The 20,847-nt window shown below is 42.5% G+C and carries 16 protein-coding genes and 1 pseudogene; 15 read left to right on the top strand and 2 right to left on the bottom strand.

Features of this window, described 5'->3' with window-relative positions:
- Together A5882_RS00100 and A5882_RS00095 are read left to right on the top strand one after the other, a co-directional pair.
- Nucleotides 1–2,586: a glycoside hydrolase family 38 C-terminal domain-containing protein gene (locus tag A5882_RS00100; protein WP_086372284.1), complete on the top strand. Its 2,586-nt coding sequence runs from the start codon at nt 1–3 to the stop codon at nt 2,584–2,586.
- 103 nt (nt 2,587–2,689) lie between these two features.
- Nucleotides 2,690–3,544 (top strand): GRP family sugar transporter, encoded by an 855-nt coding sequence (locus A5882_RS00095; protein ID WP_005234411.1) that lies wholly within the window; start codon nt 2,690–2,692, stop codon nt 3,542–3,544.
- Nucleotides 3,545–3,716: 172 nt separating this feature from the next.
- On the opposite strand, the gene A5882_RS00090 is transcribed toward A5882_RS00095, so the two are convergent.
- Nucleotides 3,717–4,685 carry an AraC family transcriptional regulator gene (locus A5882_RS00090; RefSeq protein WP_086372283.1) on the bottom strand — a complete coding sequence of 323 codons (969 nt, stop codon included), beginning with the start codon at nt 4,683–4,685 and terminating at the stop codon, nt 3,717–3,719.
- A gap of 152 nt (nt 4,686–4,837) precedes the next feature.
- Between A5882_RS00090 and A5882_RS00085 the strand changes: the two genes are divergently transcribed.
- Together A5882_RS00085 and A5882_RS00080 are read left to right on the top strand one after the other, a co-directional pair.
- The gene (locus A5882_RS00085) at nt 4,838–7,495 is read left to right on the top strand and encodes a glycosyl hydrolase (RefSeq protein ID WP_254908449.1); all 2,658 of its coding nucleotides are present in this window, start codon (nt 4,838–4,840) and stop codon (nt 7,493–7,495) included.
- Nucleotides 7,492–9,306 (top strand): beta-glucoside-specific PTS transporter subunit IIABC, encoded by a 1,815-nt coding sequence (locus tag A5882_RS00080; RefSeq protein ID WP_086372281.1) that lies wholly within the window; start codon nt 7,492–7,494, stop codon nt 9,304–9,306. Before A5882_RS00085 ends, A5882_RS00080 begins: the two co-directional genes overlap by 4 nt.
- Before the next feature lie 57 nt (nt 9,307–9,363).
- Here the strand turns inward: A5882_RS00080 and A5882_RS00075 are convergent, their stop codons facing one another.
- Nucleotides 9,364–10,245, bottom strand: coding sequence for an AraC family transcriptional regulator (locus A5882_RS00075; RefSeq protein ID WP_074536507.1), 882 nt, complete (start codon nt 10,243–10,245; stop codon nt 9,364–9,366).
- A 151-nt stretch (nt 10,246–10,396) separates the two neighbouring features.
- Here A5882_RS00075 and rhaB point away from each other — a divergent pair, with 151 nt between their 5' ends.
- The 11 genes and pseudogenes from rhaB to A5882_RS00015 form a co-directional block, all read left to right on the top strand.
- A complete protein-coding gene (rhaB, locus tag A5882_RS00070) occupies nt 10,397–11,881 on the top strand; it encodes a rhamnulokinase (RefSeq protein WP_086372280.1) in 1,485 nt (494 codons plus the stop codon).
- Nucleotides 11,856–13,109, top strand: coding sequence for an L-rhamnose isomerase (gene rhaA, locus A5882_RS00065; RefSeq protein ID WP_061053119.1), 1,254 nt, complete (start codon nt 11,856–11,858; stop codon nt 13,107–13,109). Before rhaB ends, rhaA begins: the two co-directional genes overlap by 26 nt.
- A 7-nt stretch (nt 13,110–13,116) precedes the next feature.
- Nucleotides 13,117–13,941, top strand: coding sequence for a rhamnulose-1-phosphate aldolase (rhaD, locus tag A5882_RS00060; RefSeq protein ID WP_005234418.1), 825 nt, complete (start codon nt 13,117–13,119; stop codon nt 13,939–13,941).
- Between the two features lie 84 nt (nt 13,942–14,025).
- The gene (gene fucO / locus A5882_RS00055; RefSeq protein ID WP_061053118.1) at nt 14,026–15,177 is read left to right on the top strand and encodes a lactaldehyde reductase; all 1,152 of its coding nucleotides are present in this window, start codon (nt 14,026–14,028) and stop codon (nt 15,175–15,177) included.
- A 345-nt stretch (nt 15,178–15,522) separates the two neighbouring features.
- Nucleotides 15,523–17,001, top strand: coding sequence for a PRD domain-containing protein (locus A5882_RS00045; RefSeq protein WP_086316452.1), 1,479 nt, complete (start codon nt 15,523–15,525; stop codon nt 16,999–17,001).
- Entirely contained in the window at nt 16,994–17,431 is a 438-nt protein-coding gene (locus A5882_RS00040; protein ID WP_086316451.1) for a PTS sugar transporter subunit IIA, read from the top strand. The genes A5882_RS00045 and A5882_RS00040 overlap by 8 nt, the downstream gene beginning before the upstream one ends.
- 58 nt (nt 17,432–17,489) lie before the next feature.
- Complete coding sequence (locus A5882_RS00035) at nt 17,490–17,942, top strand: PTS sugar transporter subunit IIA (RefSeq protein ID WP_016612612.1); 453 nt, start codon at nt 17,490–17,492, stop codon at nt 17,940–17,942.
- A gap of 25 nt (nt 17,943–17,967) precedes the next feature.
- Complete coding sequence (locus A5882_RS00030; protein WP_008380953.1) at nt 17,968–18,288, top strand: PTS fructose transporter subunit IIB; 321 nt, start codon at nt 17,968–17,970, stop codon at nt 18,286–18,288.
- 24 nt (nt 18,289–18,312) lie between these two features.
- The gene (locus A5882_RS00025) at nt 18,313–19,413 is read left to right on the top strand and encodes a PTS fructose transporter subunit IIC (protein ID WP_005234436.1); all 1,101 of its coding nucleotides are present in this window, start codon (nt 18,313–18,315) and stop codon (nt 19,411–19,413) included.
- Nucleotides 19,414–19,484: 71 nt separating this feature from the next.
- Nucleotides 19,485–20,177, top strand: coding sequence for a D-allulose 6-phosphate 3-epimerase (alsE, locus tag A5882_RS00020; RefSeq protein WP_008380955.1), 693 nt, complete (start codon nt 19,485–19,487; stop codon nt 20,175–20,177).
- 166 nt (nt 20,178–20,343) lie between these two features.
- Nucleotides 20,344–20,847, top strand: a pseudogene (locus A5882_RS00015) (transketolase); the annotation flags it as partial.

Here is a 20,847-nt window from a genome sequence, read left to right as displayed (position 1 = left end):
ATGACAAATGTACACATAGTAAACCACACCCATTGGGATCGTGAATGGTATTTTACTTCGATGGACTGTGTCGTTTTGAGTGACCAATTATTTAGTGATGTACTAAAAGAACTAAAGAGGCAACCGACTGCATCTTTCGTGCTAGATGGACAACTGTCTATTCTGGACGATTATTTAGAACTCTATCCTGAGCGCTTGACTGAGGTCAAAGAGTTGATCGCCAATGGTCAATTGTTCATCGGGCCTTGGTACACCCAAACAGATGCCTTTTTCGCTTCTGGTGAGTCCATCATTCGAAATGCCATGATTGGTATATTTGATAGCAAAAAATATGGCAGCTATATGCCGATCGGTTATTTGCCAGATACATTTGGTTTTAATGCTCAAATGCCAACCATATTGAACGAAGTTGGACTTGATAACATTATCTTTTGGCGAGGCATCGATTTAGGGGAACAGGTCAAATCCCCTTACTTTAAATGGACGAGTTTAAGTGGGCGAGGTTCACTGTATGCGGTGAATTTTCCTCAAGGATATGGTGCACAGCAGCAATTGGAGCCAACGAGCAGTTATGTAGATGGCAGACTCGATAGAGGTGTTGATTTTATTAAGAGCTACGCGAATGAACCTGAAATCTTGATTCCAACTGGAAATGATCAGTTAGGCATTGTTTCTGCCATAGAAGAAAAACTAACGAAAATCAATCAGCTTGGAAAATACAAGTATCAATTGAGCACCTATCCAGCATTTATGGAGATCGTCCGTCAAAAAGAACTGGAAGTTTATCAAGGAGAGTTTCGTGCACCGGTGTTTGCACGGGTTCACAAAACGATTGGTTCTGTACGAATGGATCTGAAACGTGAGATTTTTCGATTAGAAAACAAATTAGTTTTAGAAATTGAACCAATGTTAGTTATTGCGAAAGATTTAGGGATCGAATTAAGCAATCGCTTGCTAATGAAAGCTTGGAAAAAGTTATTTGAATGTCAAGCCCATGATAGTTTGGCAGGCTGTGTATCAGATAGTGTTGCACAAGATATCAGTCATCGGTTAAAAGAAATCAGTGAGATTTGTGAGAGCATTGAAAATTTGATTTTAAAAAGAATCAGTGAAGGACTCGCTTTACAAGCCAACCAATTTCTGATTCTTCATCCAACACCAGTGCCATTTCAAGGAGAGAAATTCGTTAAGATCGTATCCAGAACCAACAATATCAAGGTTATTGGAGCTGATTCATCTGTACTTGAAGCAGTGTATATCCCAAGCAGGAAAAATATTATGGAAGAAACTCCGGCTGGCAACCGTTTTATTGAAGAAGAGGGGTATTATCTGTTAACCGTTCAAGTGACCTGTGCCTTTTCAGGCCTTGGTTATCAAGTCCTTACATTTGAAGAGCAAGAGACAACTCCCGAATCGTCTTTAGATCAAAACACATGGATTAGAAATGGAAAATACATGCTTTCCTTTGAAGACGGCCACCTGATTTATTCAGATGGAAAACAACAGATCTTGGATTTCTTGTCGATCATCGATGATAGTAATGCCGGTGATACGTATGACTATTCGCCTATTTTGAATGATCAACCGATCACGCTTCGTTTTGCCAGCTGCAAAGGGAAGCAAGAAACATTGGCTTTGGAAGGAAGTTTACAGCTACCGTATACGATCGAAGAACGGATGAAAGGAATCGCCACCAAAACATTCGCTTATACATTGACCCTCCAACTGACAAAAAATGGTGAGGTAAACGCAAAGCTACGTTTTAAAAATACGCTTTTAAATCATCGGATTCGAGTGAAAGCTCGATTAAACAAGCCGATAGAAAGAGCGGTTGCGGCCATTCAATTTGGCTATCTTGAAAAAAGAAATCAAACACTGGAAAATTGGCAAGAAAAATATGCAGAAAAACCTGTCAATATTGAACCATTTGAAAAACAAGTGGTTGTTTATGATCAAGAGAACGCCCTCGTTTTTTATAGCGAGCAGAGCAAAGAGTATGAATATATCGATGACTCCTTATATGTAACGGTACTAGCTACAACCGACTCTCTAGGAAAACCAGATTTGTTGTATCGACCAGGTCGTGCTTCTGGCGATACAACCAAAAAGGGACATATTATGATGGAAACACCTCTTGCTCAAATGGAAAACTATGAGATGGTCTTCGATTTTTCCCTAAGGGTCGCATCAACAGCTATTTCTGAAGATTTGTTGGCTACTTGGAAAACTGTTAAAGAACAGCCATCGATTTCTTATCAATTGCAAGATTTGAATTACTTTATTTATCGTATAGACAATAAAATTCAAAAGCGCATTGATCCATTATCTCTGACCGACATGTCTCTTTCTTTGTTGTCTTGCAGCTTAGAACCAGGTGTGGGAGTCAGTGCGCTCCATAATGCGTATTACTCTGAGGGAATCGTTGTCCGTTTCGTCAATTCAACGAACAAAGAACGTCCTCTTGAGCCCAAAAAATTATTTAATGGGTACGAATATCAGCGAATCAATGCCTTAGAAGAACCGCTTGAAGCGGATCATATCATCCACGCTTATGGAGTAGCAACCTATTTATTAACTAAAAACTAGGAATAAAGAACACAAAATTTGTCGAGAAGGAATTGCTTCTGTAACGCTTTCCTCTACAAGATTTTGTGTTCTCGCTTTTTTACAATATTTAGAAGGAGTTTTTATGTCCGTACAACTTTTATTGCTTGCCTCACTGCCTGCACTAGGATGGGGCTTAATGCCAATCGTCGCTAAATTGATGGGAGGAAAATCAGAGGAACAACTGCTAGGAACAACAATCGCAGCCTTGATTTTCGGTAGTGTATTTGGTTTCTTGAATCAAGTGAGTTATGCCATGGTGCCATTTTTCATCAGTTTATTATCTGGGGTTTTTTGGGCTTGCGGACAATACTTCCAATTTCTCGCTTTGGAGAAAGCGGAGGTTTCTAAAGTAATGCCCGTCTCCGTCGGGACCCAATTATTATTTGTTACATTAGCATCTGGCTTCTTTCTCAAAGAATGGACAGATTTAACGACTGTAATTTTCTCAATCATGGCATTAGGAGTCATTCTAACAGGTGTTTTCCTTGTAACTAAGACAACTCATCAGCAAACAGGCTTAACACAGCAAGTACTTCTTTATCTATGTTGTTCTTCAGCTTTTTTGATGCTATATGTGACAGTCACTGGTCTGTTTCAGATAAGTGGCGCACAGATTTTCTTGCCTCAGGCAGTAGGGATGTTTCTCGGGGGAAGCGTAATTTCCTTGAAAAGTAAGCAACAGTTGCGTTTCCGCAAAATAATCCACAATTTAGGTACTGGTAGCACATGGGTTATCGCGAATACTTCGTTATTCGCTGTATCGTCTTCTTTAGGTGTAGGCGTAACCTATTCATTTTCTCAAATGAGCTTACTTGTTGCTACTTATGGAAGTATTGTCCTCTTAAAGGAACAAAAAGTTGGCAGAGAAAAGCAATTTGTAGCTCTTGGTAGCTTGCTCTATATTGTTGGTGTATTAGGGATGAGTTGGTTGAAATAACTTTGCACCTGAGCAATTTTAGTTAGTGATCAATAAAGTAGCAGATAACAGTTTAACCAATAAAGAACTTATCTTAAAAATCAAAGAGTGGGTAACCACTCTTTTTTTTGTTTAGAACATGAATATTTAACTTATGCCACATTTTTTTATTTAAGCAAGTAGCGACATAGAATCATTTTTTCTTTTTTGGCGTATGCCCATAATACAGTTTGTATTTTTTATAGAAAAAAGTGATATTGGTGAAACCTGCTTCAGCCGCACATTGGGTGATTGGTTTGGTGGAGGAAGCAATTAAGTTGTGGGCGAGATTCAATTTCTTTTCGATAATCAATTCGGTCAAATTTTTACTAGTTTCTCGTTTGATCAATGTACTTAAATAGGAAGGAGAATAGTTGAAAAGGGTGGCGAGTTTTGGCAAAGTAACCGTTTGGAAGTTCTCTTCGATATAGGTCAAGATCGCTAGAATGTGCTGTTTTTTTGCCGCTTCTTGCTTGTTGGTCTGATAGTCGAACTCACGTACGAGAAAAGTGAAAAGAATGGCTATTAGATTGCTGATGATTCGTTTACTACCAATGGCTTTTTCATAAGTTTCTTTCAGCATTTCTTGAATCACAGCATGGATCCGATCATCTTTATTGTTCTTAAAGACAATATATTGGTCATGCGCGTGCTTGTCTGACAATGCAGTCAGAACAAAATCAAGCACGACCCCTTCATTAAACTGTTCTCGACTAATCAATTGAGCGAAATAATCCCGCTTGATCAAAAGATTGATCAAAACATCGTCTTCACCAGTCATTTCAATCGAATGGGGAATTCCGGTATCAATCAGACAAATTTGTCCTTTTGTCAGCGTAACTTTCTGATCATCGATCAATTGGGTGCATGTTCCTGAGTAGATATAATTTAATTCGATAAAACTGTGGTTATGATAAGGAACTGGACTGAAGCGGCTTTGCTTTAACAGAGTAAAGTTTTCTTGTTCTTCCATCAGATTATCGAATAAGTAAACTTGTCGGCCATTGATCATCACTTTTTCCAGCTGTTGATAATAGTCAGAAAGGTGGTTTGGATGGTCTCTGTGATGGCATTCCCGCTCAGATAACTGAAAAAGCTTTTTTTCCATTTCTTCGGTTGTCATTATGATCTCCTCCTTTCGTAAATCTAAAAATGTGATAATTATCTGCAAAGAAGATGACATTGTTTCAATCTGCAGAATTGCTTATGATACATTTGAAAGCGTATTTATTATGATTTTAAATGAAGTTGAATGAGAAAGAAAGAGGAATTTGTATGAAAAAGATAACGAATTTATTGAACGAAAAATATGATAATCATATTTTTCCGTTTTTATGGATGCATGGAGAAGAGAAGGAGACGATTCAAACTTACATCAATAAAATTTACGAAGCCGGCATCCGATCTGTCTGCATCGAATCACGCCCTCATGAAGAATTTTTGAAAGCGCAATGGTGGGACGAGTTGGCGATCATCATTGAAGAGTGTGAAAAAAGACAAATGACACTTTGGATTTTGGATGACAAGCACTTTCCAACAGGCTACGCCGCAGGAGAAATTGAGAAGAATCATCGACATTTGCAGAAAGAATTTTTGAATTTTCGACAATTTGATTTTGTAGGCCCAAAAAAGAATGCTGGAATTATGTTGGATTGGTGTTTCAATGCAGAGCGACCGAATATTTTGAATTCCGAAGGGGAAACGGTTAACGAGAGTGGCAAATCATTTTTTTCTGCTGAAATCATCAGCGCCGTTGCGGTCAAAAAAACTGGATTTAAGCAGATCAGCGAGGAGGAGTGGATCGACCTTACAGACTCAATGATTGATGAGACATTGTATTGGTCTATTCCTGAAGGAGAGTGGAGTATCTTTGTCTTTTACACGACACAAGAAGGAGGGGAAGCTTCGACACAAGGGTACTTGAATCCTTTGGTACCAGAAGCAACGGATGTTTTGCTGGAAACGGTTTATCAAAGTCATTATCAACACTTTGGAGAGAAATTTGGCACAACGATCCAAGGATTTTTCTCAGATGAACCGCGGTTTGGGAATATCAAGGGTCCTGATGCAGTCCTTGGAAAAGTAGATATGCCATTGCCGTGGCGGTATGATTTGTTGACTTTGTTAGCAAACCAGCTAGCCATATCTGAAACTGAGCTGCGAGGGCTGTTGCCGGCTCTCTATCGTGGTGAATCAAAACAGACGGCTAAGATTCGTTACAATTATATGTCGTTGGTTTCTGAGCTATATAGTCAACACTTTTCTCAGCGGATCGGACGCTGGTGTCGGGAACATAAGGTCGACTATATCGGACATGTGATTGAGGATAACAATGCCCATGCACGTTTAGGCTATGGGGCAGGTCACTTCTTTCAATCGATGAAAGGACAATCGATGGCAGGGATCGATGTCGTTTTGCATCAATTGATGCCGCAACAAAATGACGGATACTTTGAAGCCATGACATCTACTGGCTGGGATGGCGAATTTTTCCATTACGCATTAGGGAAAATGGGGGCATCTTTAGGAAACTTAGACCCTGTGAAACAAGGTCGAACGATGTGCGAAGTATTCGGTGCATATGGTTGGTCAGAAGGAACCAAACTGATGAAATGGCTAACCGATCACATGCTGGTGCGAGGGATCAATCATTTTGTCCCTCATGCTTTTTCAATGAATGACTTTCCTGATGCCGATTGCCCGCCACACTTTTATGCGCAAGGCCATAATCCACAATTTGAGGGCTTCAAACAGCTGATGACGTATATGAATCGTTTGAGTTATCTATTTAGCGACGGGAAACATCAAGCGGATATTGCTGTGCTGTACCATGCTGAAGCGGAGTGGGCAGGCGCTTATATGCCGATTCAAAAAGTTGCTCGTGAACTGATGGAGCATCAATACGAATTTGAAATCGTTTCGGTTGAGATGATGCTTGATGCGCAATTTACGGATCAATCGTTTGTCATCAATGAGTATGCCTTTCAAACATTAGTCATTCCATATACTGAGCGAATGTCTGGTCCATTGATCAAAAAGCTGACAGCTCTCGCAGAATCTGGAATTCAAATTATTTTTGTTGAGGAAATGGTGAAAGAAGCCCTTGAACAAACTCTGCTTACCCATGAACTGCGGCTTCTCGCTCGCCTTACGGAAGTAACACCGCTCACAGCACTTACTGATAACGTTGGCTTGAAGGTACGGGATCGTTTAGAAACATCAAAAGCTCTGCCGTATTTGCGCTACTATCATTATCAGCAGCAGACAGATGAAATATTCATGCTTTTCAATGAAAATGACAGTGAATCGCTGCAGTTTCAGGCTGTTTTTCCTGCTAAGAAGCCTTTAGTTCAATATAATCCAGTAGAAAATAAACTGAAACCTGTGTCATATAAAAATGGCAGCTATGAGATTCATTTAGCACCAGCAGAGAGTATGATTCTTTTTGAAGCTACCTCGGAACAACCATTGCGTATTGATAGAAGCAAACCAGTGAAAGAAGTTCATCTAAACGATCAGCCATGGCAAGTCACTTTCGAAGGAATCGGGAAAGAGCAAGCGGTAGTTGCCTGTCAAAAACAATATTCGTCATTGCCTTTACTGGGAGTCGGTGATGACTTCAGTCGGTTTAGCGGGAAAATCACTTATACCGTGGACTTCCCTAAAGCAGCAGGAGAGGTTTTATTAAGTATTGAAGATGCTTCAGAAGTTGTGACTGTTTCAGTGAACGGTCATTGTGTAGGCACAAGAATCAGTACACCGTATACATTTGAGTTGACGGACCTGCTTCAAGAAACGAATAATTCCATCCAGATTGAAGTGATCAATAATTTAGGTCGCAGTATGCGGGATTATCTTTCACAGTTTGTCCTGTTCGAGCCTTTGGGGATCACTGGCGAAATCAAACTTTTTATTGAGGAGGAGCAAAAATGAACAACCAGCAGTTGGCAACAGAGGTTTTAAAGGAAATTGGTGGAAAAGCCAATATCGAATCGGTGACCCATTGCGTCACACGTCTGCGTTTTGTATTGCATGATACAGATACCCCAAGTAAGGAGACCATTGCTAGTCTTGACGGAGTGATTTCAGTCGTTGAACAGGGCGGACAGTACCAGATCGTTTTAGGAAATCGTGTAAACGATGTCTATGAAGCGGTCCTGCAACAAGTCGGCGAATTAATAGAAGACAATACCCATGAAAAAACAAAAAAATCTCTTTTTGATCAGTTTACCTCCACGATTTCAGGGATTTTCACGCCAGCTTTAGGCGCTATGGCTGCGTCAGGAACGATCAAAGGGATCTTGACGATTTTATCAGTAGCAGGTATTTTGTCAGAAACTTCGGGAACCTATATCGTTTTGTATGCATTGTCTAATGCTTTCTTTTACTTCATGCCAATCTTATTAGGTGCTTCGGCGGCAAATTATTTTAAATTAAACAGCTATGTCGGAATGTTGATTGGGGCATCATTGATCTATCCTACTTTGCTGCCGTATGCGACAGAAGGTAGTTTGACCTTTTTGTCGATTCCCGTGAATATGATGGACTATACTTCTTCCGTTTTTCCGGCAATCATTGCTGTCTGGGTGGCAGCCAAAATCAATGGCTTCGTTCAGAATTGGCCGTTGAAAGATTTGCGATTCATGGTACAGCCTCTTATCGTGTTACTAGTTTCTGTCCCTCTTGCCTTGCTGGTCGTTGGTCCAATTATATCCAACTTATCAAGTCTACTGGCAACGCTTGTTAATAATGTTTATCACTTCAGTCCGGTTTTGGGCGGGCTGGTGATTGGGGGACCATGGATCTTGATGGTCATGTTCGGATTGCATTGGGCATTCATTCCAATTTTTCTTAACAACATGGCGATGCAAGGATTCGATCCTGTGATGGGTCTGCTCTTAGCGAACCAAATGGCAATGGCTGGAGCTGTCGTGGCGGTTGGTCTACGAACGAAAAACGATAAAACGAAAGCACTCGCATACTCAACAGGTCTGACAACCCTGATTGGTGTCAGTGAACCAGCATTGTACGGAGTATTACTTCCTTATAAACGTCCGTTGATCGCTGCTGTCATCGGTGGAAGTTTAGGTGGTGTTATTGCAGGATTTATGCAGACAGTGCAGTATTCTTTTGGTGGTTCAGGATTGTTGGGTATTCCTTTGATTATCAATCCAGCAGGAATCGATGGTGGATTTTATGGTGGGATTGCTTCGCAGGTAGTAGGGCTTGTTGCGGCATTTCTAATCACCTATTTTTGGGGAATTGTAGAACCTGAAAAAAGGAAAGCAGTCAATTCAAAAGAGCCAGTGAATACAAAAATCAATTTTCAAGAAGTCGTTCAAGGAGAAGTCGTTCCCTTAACAGAGGTTCCTGACAAAGTTTTTTCAGAAGGCTTGATGGGGCAAGGGAAAGCAATCAAACCACAATCAAACACCTTTTATGCCCCTTTTGATGGCGTGGTCACTGCTTTATTTCCAACAAAGCATGCGATCGGCTTGACCAGTGATCAAGGCGTTGAACTTTTGATCCATATCGGTGTTGACACAGTAGAGCTAGAGGGAAGGCACTTTACGACCCTTATTGAAGCAAATCAAGCAATCAAAAAGGGCCAGCCGCTGATAAAAGCCGATCTCGCAGCTATCCAAGCAGAGGGATATGCGACCATTACGCCAGTTGTGGTAACGAATGCGTCAGCATTTGAGAAGATCATGAATGAAAAAGAGTCACTTATTGTTGCCAACTAAAACCTTAGATTCAATGAAAAGAAACATGAAATCAGTGAATGATTTCATGTTTCTTTTTTACCGTCCATTCTCCGTCTGTCGATAATCACTAGGTGAAATGCCGACTTTTTTCTTGAATAAACGGCTGAAATAGGCGGTGTTTTCGATGCCGATCGCCAATGAGATCTCTTTGATGGAAAGCCGAGAATAGCGCAAAAGGTCTTTCGAATAAGAGATGCGTTTGCTGATCTGGTACTCGATGGGGGGCAAGCCCATATATTTGGAAAACTCCTTGACGATTTGATACTTATTGATATGATACCTTTCCTCCAAAGATTCCAAGGTGATCCCTTGACGGAAATCTTCTTCTAGCTGGTCACGAATCTGCAAAATATAAGGGGGGATCTCACTATCCGAAAAATCGAGATGATATTTTTGCAGGAGCAGTTCATTGAGCAGCTGATGGATCAAAACAGAGCTTTGGAAGGCAGTTTTCGCATTTGGTTCTGGCTGTAGCATCAATAATTCTTGTAAGACCAAATGGATCGGATTTTGACGGCTGCTGGCAGGATTGGTGTGAAAAACTGGACTGCCATTTTTGAGGAATTCCTCATAAAACGCTGCGACGTTGGCGCCATATAGATGGATCCAGTCCATTTCCCAGGGCTCTTGACTAACGGTACGGTAGTACTGATAGTCTAGACAGTCGATAAAAAACACATCACCTGCTTTTAATTGATAGCTTTTTCCTTTGTAGCGCAATTCACCGCAGCCGGACAATGTATACTTGATCAAATAAGAAGGCAGGTTCTCTCGTTCTGTAAAGTAAGGTTTGCTGGCTTTGAAATAGCCGATTTCTTGAATGTAATAGAAAAGTTCACGCTGCTTTTGGGTTGAAGTATTGATGTAACGCAGTGAATCGGTTGACCATGAGTGGTTGGCTTTTTCCCAGTAATCCATCGGATCCTCCTTTTTACCAAGATTGTGCAAGTCTTTATCAAAATTGTGTGATGAAACTCGTTGATTGTCAAGCTAAAATTGAGGAAACAAGAATGAATCAGTAAATTGTAATCGATTTATTTTTAAACAAGATAATGAAAGGTGGAGACCAGTGAACACATTTATCGCAATCGATATCGGCGCATCAAGCGGTCGTCTGATGTTGAGCCGTTGGGAAAATGAGCAGATCACTTTAGAAGAGATCCATCGCTTTAAAAACGGCTTTCGTCCCCATGAAGGCTTTGACCGCTGGGCGATCGATTATTTGATCCAAGAGATTTTAGTAGGACTGCAAAAAGTGAAACAAGCCGGTATCAATGACTGCTTCGTCGGAATCGACACCTGGGCAGTGGACTACTGTTTGATCGATCAAGCAGGCGAACGTTTAGGCGACCCAGTCGCTTATCGAGATAGTCGCACCAATGATGCGATCGCGGCTTTTGGCCAGCGCTATTCTTTGCAAAAACTGTATGAGAAAACAGGCATTCAGCTGCAGCCCTTCAACACGATTTTTCAATTAGCCACAGAAGAAGCGCAACTGTTGCAAAAAGCCGACAAACTGCTGTTGATTCCAGATTATTTGGGCTACGTTTTTACCGGCAAGATGGTCACGGAAAAAACCAATGCCTCGACGATGCAGCTTCTAAATGCCAACACCCAAACATGGGATACAGAATTGTTAGCTGAGATCGGCGTAACAGAAGGCCTATTCCCACCATTGGTTGATGCTGGAACGGTTTTAGGCGCACTGCAAACACAGAAGTTTCCAGCCTATGATTTGCCACAAGCGACCTTTGTCACTGTCGCTAGTCATGATACGGCATCAGCGATCATCGGTACACCTGGAGAGGGGGCAGATTGGGGCTACATCAGCAGCGGGACTTGGTCATTGCTGGGGATCGAAACCAAAGTACCCAATGTTTCCCTTGCCGCCTTTAATGAAAATTATACGAACGAATGGGGTGCCCACAACACGATTCGCTTTTTAAAAAACATCATGGGCATGTGGCTGATCCAAGAAGTGGCTCGGCAGCAAGACTATCAATATTCCTATGCAGAATTGGCGGAATTGGCGCAAGCAACGCCTGCTTTTCAACAGTTTGTCGATGTCAATGATCCTCGTTTTTTGAATCCAGAAAATATGATTACTGAACTGCAAGCGTATTGTCGAGAAACCCAGCAGAAAGTTCCAGAAACCGCAGGGGAACTGGCTCGCTGTGTGTATGATAACTTAGCGCTTTGTTATGCCAGCGAATTGCAAAAGCTGGAACAGCTGACAGGTACGACGAACAAGCTGCAAAAACTGCATATCGTGGGGGGCGGTTCCAACAATCGCTTTTTAAATCAACTGACGGCTGATGCTGCGCAGCTGACGATCGAAGCTGGCCCAAGTGAAGCAACGGCGATCGGCAATCTTTTAATGCAGATGATGAGTGCTAGCATCTTCACGTCGCTGGTTGAAGCACGCCGCGCGGTCAAACACTCATTTCCTTGCAGTGTTCATGAACCACAGCCTTTTGATCACAAGATTTTAAGCGACTATCAACGTTTTATAGAAGGAGAAGGAAAAAATGACAACGATTCAACAGCGTTATGAAGAAGCTAAGACAGCATATGCCAAATTGGGCGTCGACACGGATACGGTTTTGAAAAAATTAGCCAATGTGAAAATCTCGATGCATGTTTGGCAAGGGGACGATGTCCAAGGATTTTTGAGTGATGAAGCATTATCTGGTGGGATCTCTGTAACGGGGAATTATCCTGGTGCTGCCCATACCCCAGAGGAGTTGCGCCAAGATTTAGAAAAAGCCTACTCTTTGATTCCTGGAAAACACAAATTGAACCTTCACGCTATCTATTTAGACACCGAGGAAGCAGTGGATCTAAATGAATTGGAGCCGAAGCATTTTGAAAAATGGGTCGCTTGGGCGAAAGAACAAGGCTTAGGTTTAGACTTCAATCCAACCTTTTTCTCACATCCCATGTTCAAAGATGGCTTTACCCTTGCTTCACCAGATGAAGAAGTTCGTCAGTTTTGGATCGAACACGGCAAACGTTCGCGTCAAATCGCTGCCTATATGGGCAAAGAAACTGGGCAAGTCTGTGTCAATAATTTCTGGGTGCCAGATGGCTACAAAGACAACCCGATCGATCGTTTTACACCACGGGAACGCTTGATGACAGCATTAGATGAGATTTTTGCTGAAGAATTGCCAGCGGAATACACAGTGGATGCCGTGGAAAGCAAGTTGTTTGGTCTTGGCGCCGAAGCCTACACCGTCGGTTCTCATGAATTTTATATGGGCTATGGCTTGACGCGCGATAAACTGATTTGTTTGGATGCTGGACATTTTCATCCAACTGAAGTGATCTCGAATAAATTGTCTTCATTGGCACTATTCAGCAAAGGCATTTTGCTGCATGTCAGCCGTCCCGTACGCTGGGATAGTGATCATGTCGTGATCATGGACGATGAATTGCAAGAGATTGGTCGCGAATTGGTTCGCAATGACTTATTGCCAAAAACCAACATTGGGTTAGATTTCTTTGATGCAACGATCAATCGGGTCGCTGCGTGGGTGATCGGGACGCGCAATACTCAAAAAGCGTTGCTAAAAGCGATGCTAGAACCGATCGAAGAACTAAAAGCAATCGAATTGTCAGGTGATTTCACCACTCGTTTAGCCATGACGGAAGAATTAAAAGACTATCCGTATGCAGATGTTTGGAATTACTTCTGTGAAAGCCAAGGGGTACCAGCAGGTCTGGATTGGCTATCAGAAGTGAAAGCCTATGAAGAAACCGTCTTAAAAGCCAGAAAGTAGGAGAACGATGAAAAAGATTGATATTTTACAAGCGAATTTTGTACAAGAAATGATGGAAACGACAGCAAATCTTTACCGTTTAGGGTGGGATGAGCGCAACGGTGGCAATATTTCTTACTTATTAACAGAAGAAGAGATCTTGCCTTTCATCGATCCGCAAAGCGTCTTGCGGGAAATTCCCATGATTTTTGATGCTACGGCACTAGCCGGCAAGTACTTTATTGTGACAGGTTCAGGAAAATACTTTAAAAATGTAGCGGCACATCCAGCGGAAAACCTTGGTGTGATTCGGGTCAAAGAAGATGGGCAAACATTGGAATTGCTTTGGGGCTTGGAAAATGGTGCGGTGCCAACGAGTGAATTGCCAAGTCATTTCATGAGTCATATCGCTCGCTTGTCGGTCGATCCAGAAAACCGAATCATCATGCATAACCACGCATCGCATCTTTTGGCCATGAGTTTTACCCATGAGTTGGATGAACGCAGTTTCACGCGGACCTTGTGGCAAATGTGTACGGAGTGCTTGGTGGTCTTCCCAGAAGGTGTTTCCATCATTCCTTGGATGGTTCCAGGAACGAACGAGATCGGCGAAGCAACAGCTGCTAAAATGAAAGAAACCCGTTTGGTACTTTGGCCGCAACATGGCATCTACGGTGCTGGCAAAGATATGGATGAAGTCTTTGGCTTGATTGAAACGGCAGAGAAAGCTGCGGAAGTGTACACCTATGTTAAAGCGCAAGGCCCAATCTTACAAACCATTACAGATGAAAATCTGAAAAAATTGGCTGACGCTTTCAAAGTCACTCCCCGAGCAGGCTATCTTGAGGTATAAGTAATGGTAGAAGAATAGAAAAGGCTCTCAGTCTTTTCTATTTAAACTATATTGTGAATAAACAAACAAATGGAGGTAGGAAGAATGGCAAATAGAATGATTTTGAATGAAACATCGTATTTTGGAAAAGGAGCGATCGAGAACGTACCGACCGAATTCAAAGCACGAGGGTTCAAAAAAGCGGCTGTGATCACCGACAAAGATTTGGTGGAATTTGAAGTAGCAACCAAAGTGACGAAATTATTGGATGAAGCAGGTGTCGACTATGCGTTATATGATGGGATCGTGCCCAACCCAACGATCCAAAATGTCAAAGACGGCTTAGCCTTTGTCAAAGAAGCCCAAGCCGATTGTATCATTGCGATTGGCGGTGGTTCACCGATCGATACGGCAAAAGCGATCGCAATCATTGCTACGAATCCTGAATTTTCAGATGTGATTAGTTTGGAAGGCGTGGCAGACACGAAACATCCATGCTTGCCGATTTTAGCGGTACCGACAACTTCTGGGACTGCAGCCGAAGTAACGATTAACTATGTGATTACAGACGAAGAAAATCATCGGAAATTTGTTTGTGTAGATCCTCACGATATTCCTCTAGTAGCCTTTGTGGACAGCGATATGATGATGGGGATGCCGAAGAGCCTGGCAGCTGCAACGGGGATGGATGCCATGACCCACGCCATCGAAGGCTTCATCACCAAAGGCGCTTGGGAAATGACTGACATGCTGCACATCAAAGCAATCGAGATCATCGGGCGCTCATTGAGAGATTCCGTGAATGGCGATCAAGCAGGACGAGAAGCGATGGCACTAGGGCAATACATTGCCGGTATGGGCTTTTCAAACGTCGGCTTGGGCTTAGTCCACGGCATGGCACATCCATTGTCCGCTTGGTACAACATTCCTCACGGAGTAGCGTGCGCGTCTTTGTTGCCAACCATCATGAAATACAACAAAGACTTTACGGGTGAAAAATACCGTGAGATCGCGATCGTTTTAGGCATTGAAGGGGCAGAAACGATGTCACTTGAAGACGTCCGAGATGCTGCTTGCCAAGCAATCGATCAGTTAAGCAAAGATGTGGGCATTCCAGCGACCATTTCTGAATTAGGCGTCAAAGAAGAAGATATCCCAGCCATCGCCAAAGATGCCTTGAACGATGTCTGCACACCAGGCAACCCGCGGGAAACGACTTTAGAAGAGATTATTGAGCTTTATCGTTCGTTGATGTAAAAGCTCAAATCGTTCCTTTCAATGAGCGTGCTTATTTCGCTTGCTGTATAGGCGCTCAAACCTGGATTGCTCCTTAACGACGGTTGAAGGGTTTCGATAAACGGCGTTTTCCTTCTCGTTTCATGGGAACTAGCAGCTTTTCTTATTCCAACAGTTGAATAATGAACATTGATGATAACACTGACTTTGTTACAGCCATTTTGAAAAATGGCTGTTTTTTTTGTCCTTAACGTTGTATTGTAATTCTTATTATTGATCATCTTTGTCCCATGAAGGGGACAAAGAATGATAGAACGCTTACATTTCCTAGTGCTATGATAAGTGTGTAGAAAGGAGAACGGTTACATGACTGTTATGGAACAACGAAAGAGAAAAATCATCCATATTCTTTCCAATACGAGAGAATTTGTCACGGCCGATGAACTATCCGCAGCGCTTCGACTTTCTACAAAGTCGATTTATCGCATCGTAAAAGCAATCAATGAGGATGCCGCGATTGACTATGTGATTCTCTCAGAAAAAGGGAAAGGCTACCGCTTAAGTTTCCATCATCAAGAAAAGTCCCAGAGTCAGAAAGCGGAAATGCCGAATGCGCTGACACCAGTGGAACGCCGGAACAAGGTGATGGAGGAGCTATTGCTTATTTCCCCAAAAAGAAAGAATATTTTTTCCCTGTATCAGCCTTTTTATGTGAGTGAAACGGTTATCAACAGTGATGAGAAATTAATTTCTGAAGCTTTGCAGCGTTTTGAGCTGACGGTTTCCCGCAAAAATAAAATGATCGGGGTGAACGGTGCAGAAAAAAATATCCGTCGTGCATTGCAGGAGTATATCCAACAAACCCGCAATATCCGCTTGGATGATCTGCATGTGACGAATGAGGCGTTCAACCGCTATGATGCGGAGTTTGTTTTGCGACAGCTGAATTTGATTGAAAATCACCTAGGATTAGTAATACCACATCCTTATAACATTAATCTTTTTTCTCACCTGTATATCTTATTGCGACGGTTTCGCAAAGTAGGGAATTCATTTAATGAGGATATTTTAGATGAGAAAGAGAAACAGCAAATGCAAGAAAACCCAGAATTAGCCACCATCGCCAAAGAGATCATTGGCAATAGCGAACAGTACTTGCATACGAAATTACCGGAAAACGAAAGCTATTATATGTATCAATACCTCGTCTCCTCACGGATGCAAAAGGCCACGGATGAATTAGAGGATCTGTCAGAACAAGTAAAACTAATTTCTAATGCATTTATAGAAAAAATGAGCACTCAGCTGCAGCGGTCATTTGAAGACGAGGAGTTATTCGGTAAATTGGCTCGCCATATCAAACCAATGATCAATCGGTTGCGACATGGGATCGAAGTCAAAAACAATCTTTTGGAGCAAATCAAATTAGAATATACAGATTTGTTTTTTGCTACCGAAGAGACTGCAAGAGAAATCTGCCAAGTGTACGATTTGCCAGCGCTCACAGAAGATGAAATCGGCTTTGTCACCCTTTACTTTGCTCAAGCGATCGAAGAACATCCTCAACAACTCAAGGTAATGATCGTCTGTACTACAGGAATCGGGACCTCCGAATTATTAAAAGTAAAAGTGCATAAGAAATTTCGTGAGTTAGCAATCACCGCTGTCCTACCTTCTCGTGATGTGGAAGCGGCTTTAAAGCAACACCCGGATACGGAGATGATCATCTCAACCGTTCAATTAACGATCGATAGTCCGATTCCGGTTGTGATCGTGAGCGCCATGCTGACGATGGAAGACCAAAAACGCCTTGAAGTGATGATTGGGAGGGTGAGAAATGACTAAATTCCCTTTGTCCCTTACTTTAGTTTCAACAGAAGCAGGAGAGACGAAAGTCGATGTTTTAAGGAAGATTGCAGGTGTTAGCCAAACAATCGGGCTGACGGAGAGCAAAACCCTGCTATTTGAAGCACTGCAAGCCCGAGAAGCGAGCGGCAATACGATGATTGCTGAAGATTTTGCGCTACCGCACATTGAAAGTGCTGTGGTGAAAAAAAGCGGAATCGTTCTAGTCAGAGGTGAAGAAGTCCTTTGGCAGGGAACGCTGCAAGCAAAAACGATTTTTGCGATCCTGATGAAGACTAACGAAACAACCGCGGTGAAACAAGCAGTCATCCGCTTAATGAAATGTTTCGCCTATGAAGAAAATCTGCAATTCATTGCAGAAAAATCAAAAGAAGAAATCGAAGCCTTCCTTCTCAACCAATGCGGCTGATAGGAATGAATGGTCAATTCAGTAAGGCAAGAGGTACTCAACTAGAGGAGGAAAACGAATGGATATTTCAACAGTGATTGATCCAAAAATAATCAAAACCAACATGGAGGCCGCTTCTAAAGAAGAAGCCCTGCAGCAATTGAGTCAGCTTTTATATACCAATGAGTACTTGACGGATCAGGCAGCATTTTTAAAAGATGTCTATGAGCGGGAAGCAGTTGGTCAAACAGGGATTGGTAATTACATTGCCATTCCCCATGGAAAAAGTGCTCATGTGAAGGAGATCGGCGTAGCAATCGGGGTTTTAAAACAAGAGATCCCTTGGGAAACGTTGGATGGCAAGGGAGTGAAAGGAATTATCTTATTTGCCGTCGGTGATGACACGGAAGGGGCGCAAAAGCATTTGAAACTGCTCTCTTTGTTCGCTCGGAAATTAGGAAATGACGAGGTGACGGCTGCCTTGTTGAAAGCAAAAGAGCCGCAGCAAGTGATTGAAGCATTTCAAGGATAACAGAAAATTTAAGGAGGAATTATTTATGAAAATCGTCGGAGTATGTGCATGTACAGTAGGGATCGCTCACACTTATATTGCTCAAGAAAAGTTAGAAAATGCGGCTAAAAAGGCAGGTTACGAGATCCATGTGGAGACACAAGGAACGATCGGTCGTGAAAATGAATTGTCACCTGAAGCGATTGCGGCTGCAGATGTCGTGATTTTAGCAGTTGACGTCAAAGTAGCAGGACGTGAACGATTTGAAGGGAAACGGATCATTCAAGTGCCGACCGAAGTTGCCATCAAGTCCCCAAGCAAATTGTTGGAAAAAGCCAAAGAGGTCGTTCAACAGCAGGCGGTCTAAGCAAACCGAAGGAGGAAGGAAACTATGGAAAAAATCAAAGCATTGAATTTAAAAGGACATTTGTTGACAGCCATCTCCTATTTGATTCCGATCGTCTGCGGTGCCGGATTCTTGATTGCCATTGGCATGGCTTTCGGCGGCACCAGTCAGGGACAACTGGTGCCAGGTGAATTTACGATTTGGGATGCTTTAGCTACGATGGGAGGCGCAGGACTCGGGTTGCTTCCGGTGGTCATTGCGACAGGAATTTCTTATGCGATTGCCGAAAAACCGGGGATCGCGCCAGGGTTTATTATTGGTTTGACAGCCAATGCCATTGGTGCAGGTTTTATTGGAGGAATCTTGGGCGGCTACTTAGCTGGATATCTTGTAATTGCTATTTTACGATTTATTAAAGTACCAAATTGGGCGAAAGGCTTGATGCCGACATTGATCATTCCCTTTTTGACCTCTTTGATCGGTGGTCTGATCATGGTCTATATTATCGGTACACCGATCACTGCCTTTACGAACTTACTAACGAACGCATTAAATAGCTTAGGCTCCTCTTCATTATTGGTTTTTGGTGCGGTCATCGGCTTGTTGAGTGGCGTTGATTATGGCGGACCAATCAATAAAACGGTCTTTGCTTTTGTTCTGACGATGCAAGCAGAAGGGATCAATGGACCGATCACTGCGTTGCAATTAGTCAATACTGCAACACCAATCGGTTTTGGTTTAGCATTCTTTATTGCAAAATTGTTCGGCAAAAACATCTATACGCCTGTAGAAGTGGAAACGTTAAAATCTGCCGTACCAATGGGTGTGATCAATATCGTTGAAGGGGTGATCCCAATCGTTATGAACGATATCGTCCGAGGGCTGATCGCAACAGCTATCGGTGGCGCTGCTGGAGGTGCTGTTTCAATGGTCTTAGGGGCAGATGCAACGGTACCGTTTGGTGGTGTGCTGATGCTGCCGACTATGACTCGTCCATGGGCTGGGGCAGTAGCTTTGTTGGTAAATATAGTAGTGACTGGGATCACCTTGGCTTTGATCAAGAAAAATGTCACTGAAGAACAAGTAGCCGCGCAAGCAGAAGTGGAAGAAGAAGAAATCGATTTAGATGATATTCAAATTTTCTAAGAAAAGCGATTCAATTGAAAGAAGAATCGTTCCTCTCAGTACAAGACTGATCGAGGAGAAAGGATAAGTCTATGAACAAAGTTGAATTTTCACCGTCACTGATGACGATGGATCTAGATAAATTTAAAGAGCAAATCACTTTTTTGAATGACCAAGTGGACTCCTATCATATTGATATTATGGATGGTCATTACGTACCCAATATTTCCCTATCCCCATGGTTTATTCAAGAGGTCCGCAAAATCAGTACTTTGCCTTTGTCCGCTCATTTGATGGTCACTGAACCTGCCTTTTGGGTGCAGCAGCTGATCGATATCAACTGTGAATGGATTTGCATGCACGCTGAAGTTTTGGATGGGTTAGCATTTCGTCTGATCGATCAAATCCATGATGCCGGATTAAAAGCCGGGATCGTCTTAAATCCTGAAACGCCAGTATCGGTCATTTTGCCTTATATCGATCGTTTGGATAAAGTCACGATCATGACGGTTGATCCAGGGTTTGCTGGCCAACGCTTTATTGAAGGGGCGTTAGATAAAATTGTTGAACTGCGGGAATTACGGGAAGAATACGACTATCACTATGTCATTGAAATGGATGGTTCCTCCAATCGGAAATCCTTCAAACGGATCGATGAAGCCAATCCAGACATCTATATTGTCGGACGCAGTGGACTGTTTGGTTTAGATGATGACATTGCCAAAGCATGGTCGATCATGGTCGCAGATTATCAAGAAATGACTGGAAAAGTTTTGAGTAGCTAAGCAAAGCCGAAAGCAAAAGAACCGGACGACTCAAGTTGCGGACTGTTAAAAAGAGGAGCATTAGATGCCTCCTAGCCTGTAAACTTTGGGTGTCTGGTTCTTTTCTATTGTGAAAAGGCAGTGAATAGAAACATGCTGGCTGAAGAAAGTGAAGGAGGCAATTTAATTGAAAAAATTATTTGATAAAATCGATCAATTAGGAGTGAACACCCTTCGTACATTAAGTATCGAAGCCGTACAAAAAGCCAATTCAGGACATCCGGGATTACCGATGGGGGCAGCACCCATGGCCTATGCCTTGTGGACCAAACACTTGAAAGTCAATCCAACGACTTCTCGCAAGTGGGTGGATCGTGACCGTTTTGTTTTGTCTGCTGGACACGGTTCGGCGTTATTGTACAGCTTGTTGCATGTGTCTGGTTACGATGTGACCATTGAGGATCTAAAAAACTTCCGTCAATGGGATAGCCGCACGCCAGGACATCCAGAAGTCGATCACACAGACGGCGTGGAAGCAACCACTGGACCTTTAGGACAAGGGATCGCTATGGCAGTCGGTATGGCAATGGCCGAAGCCCACTTGGCTGCAACCTACAATCGCGACAAGTATCAAGTCATCGATCACTATACCTACGCTTTATGTGGCGATGGGGATTTGATGGAAGGTGTT

Origin of the sequence: Enterococcus sp. 4E1_DIV0656 (genome assembly GCF_002140695.1) — a bacterium.
In the GTDB taxonomy this organism is placed as follows: Bacteria; Bacillota; Bacilli; order Lactobacillales; family Enterococcaceae; genus Enterococcus_D; species Enterococcus_D entomosocium.
This window is presented reverse-complemented; position numbering and strand designations above follow the sequence as displayed.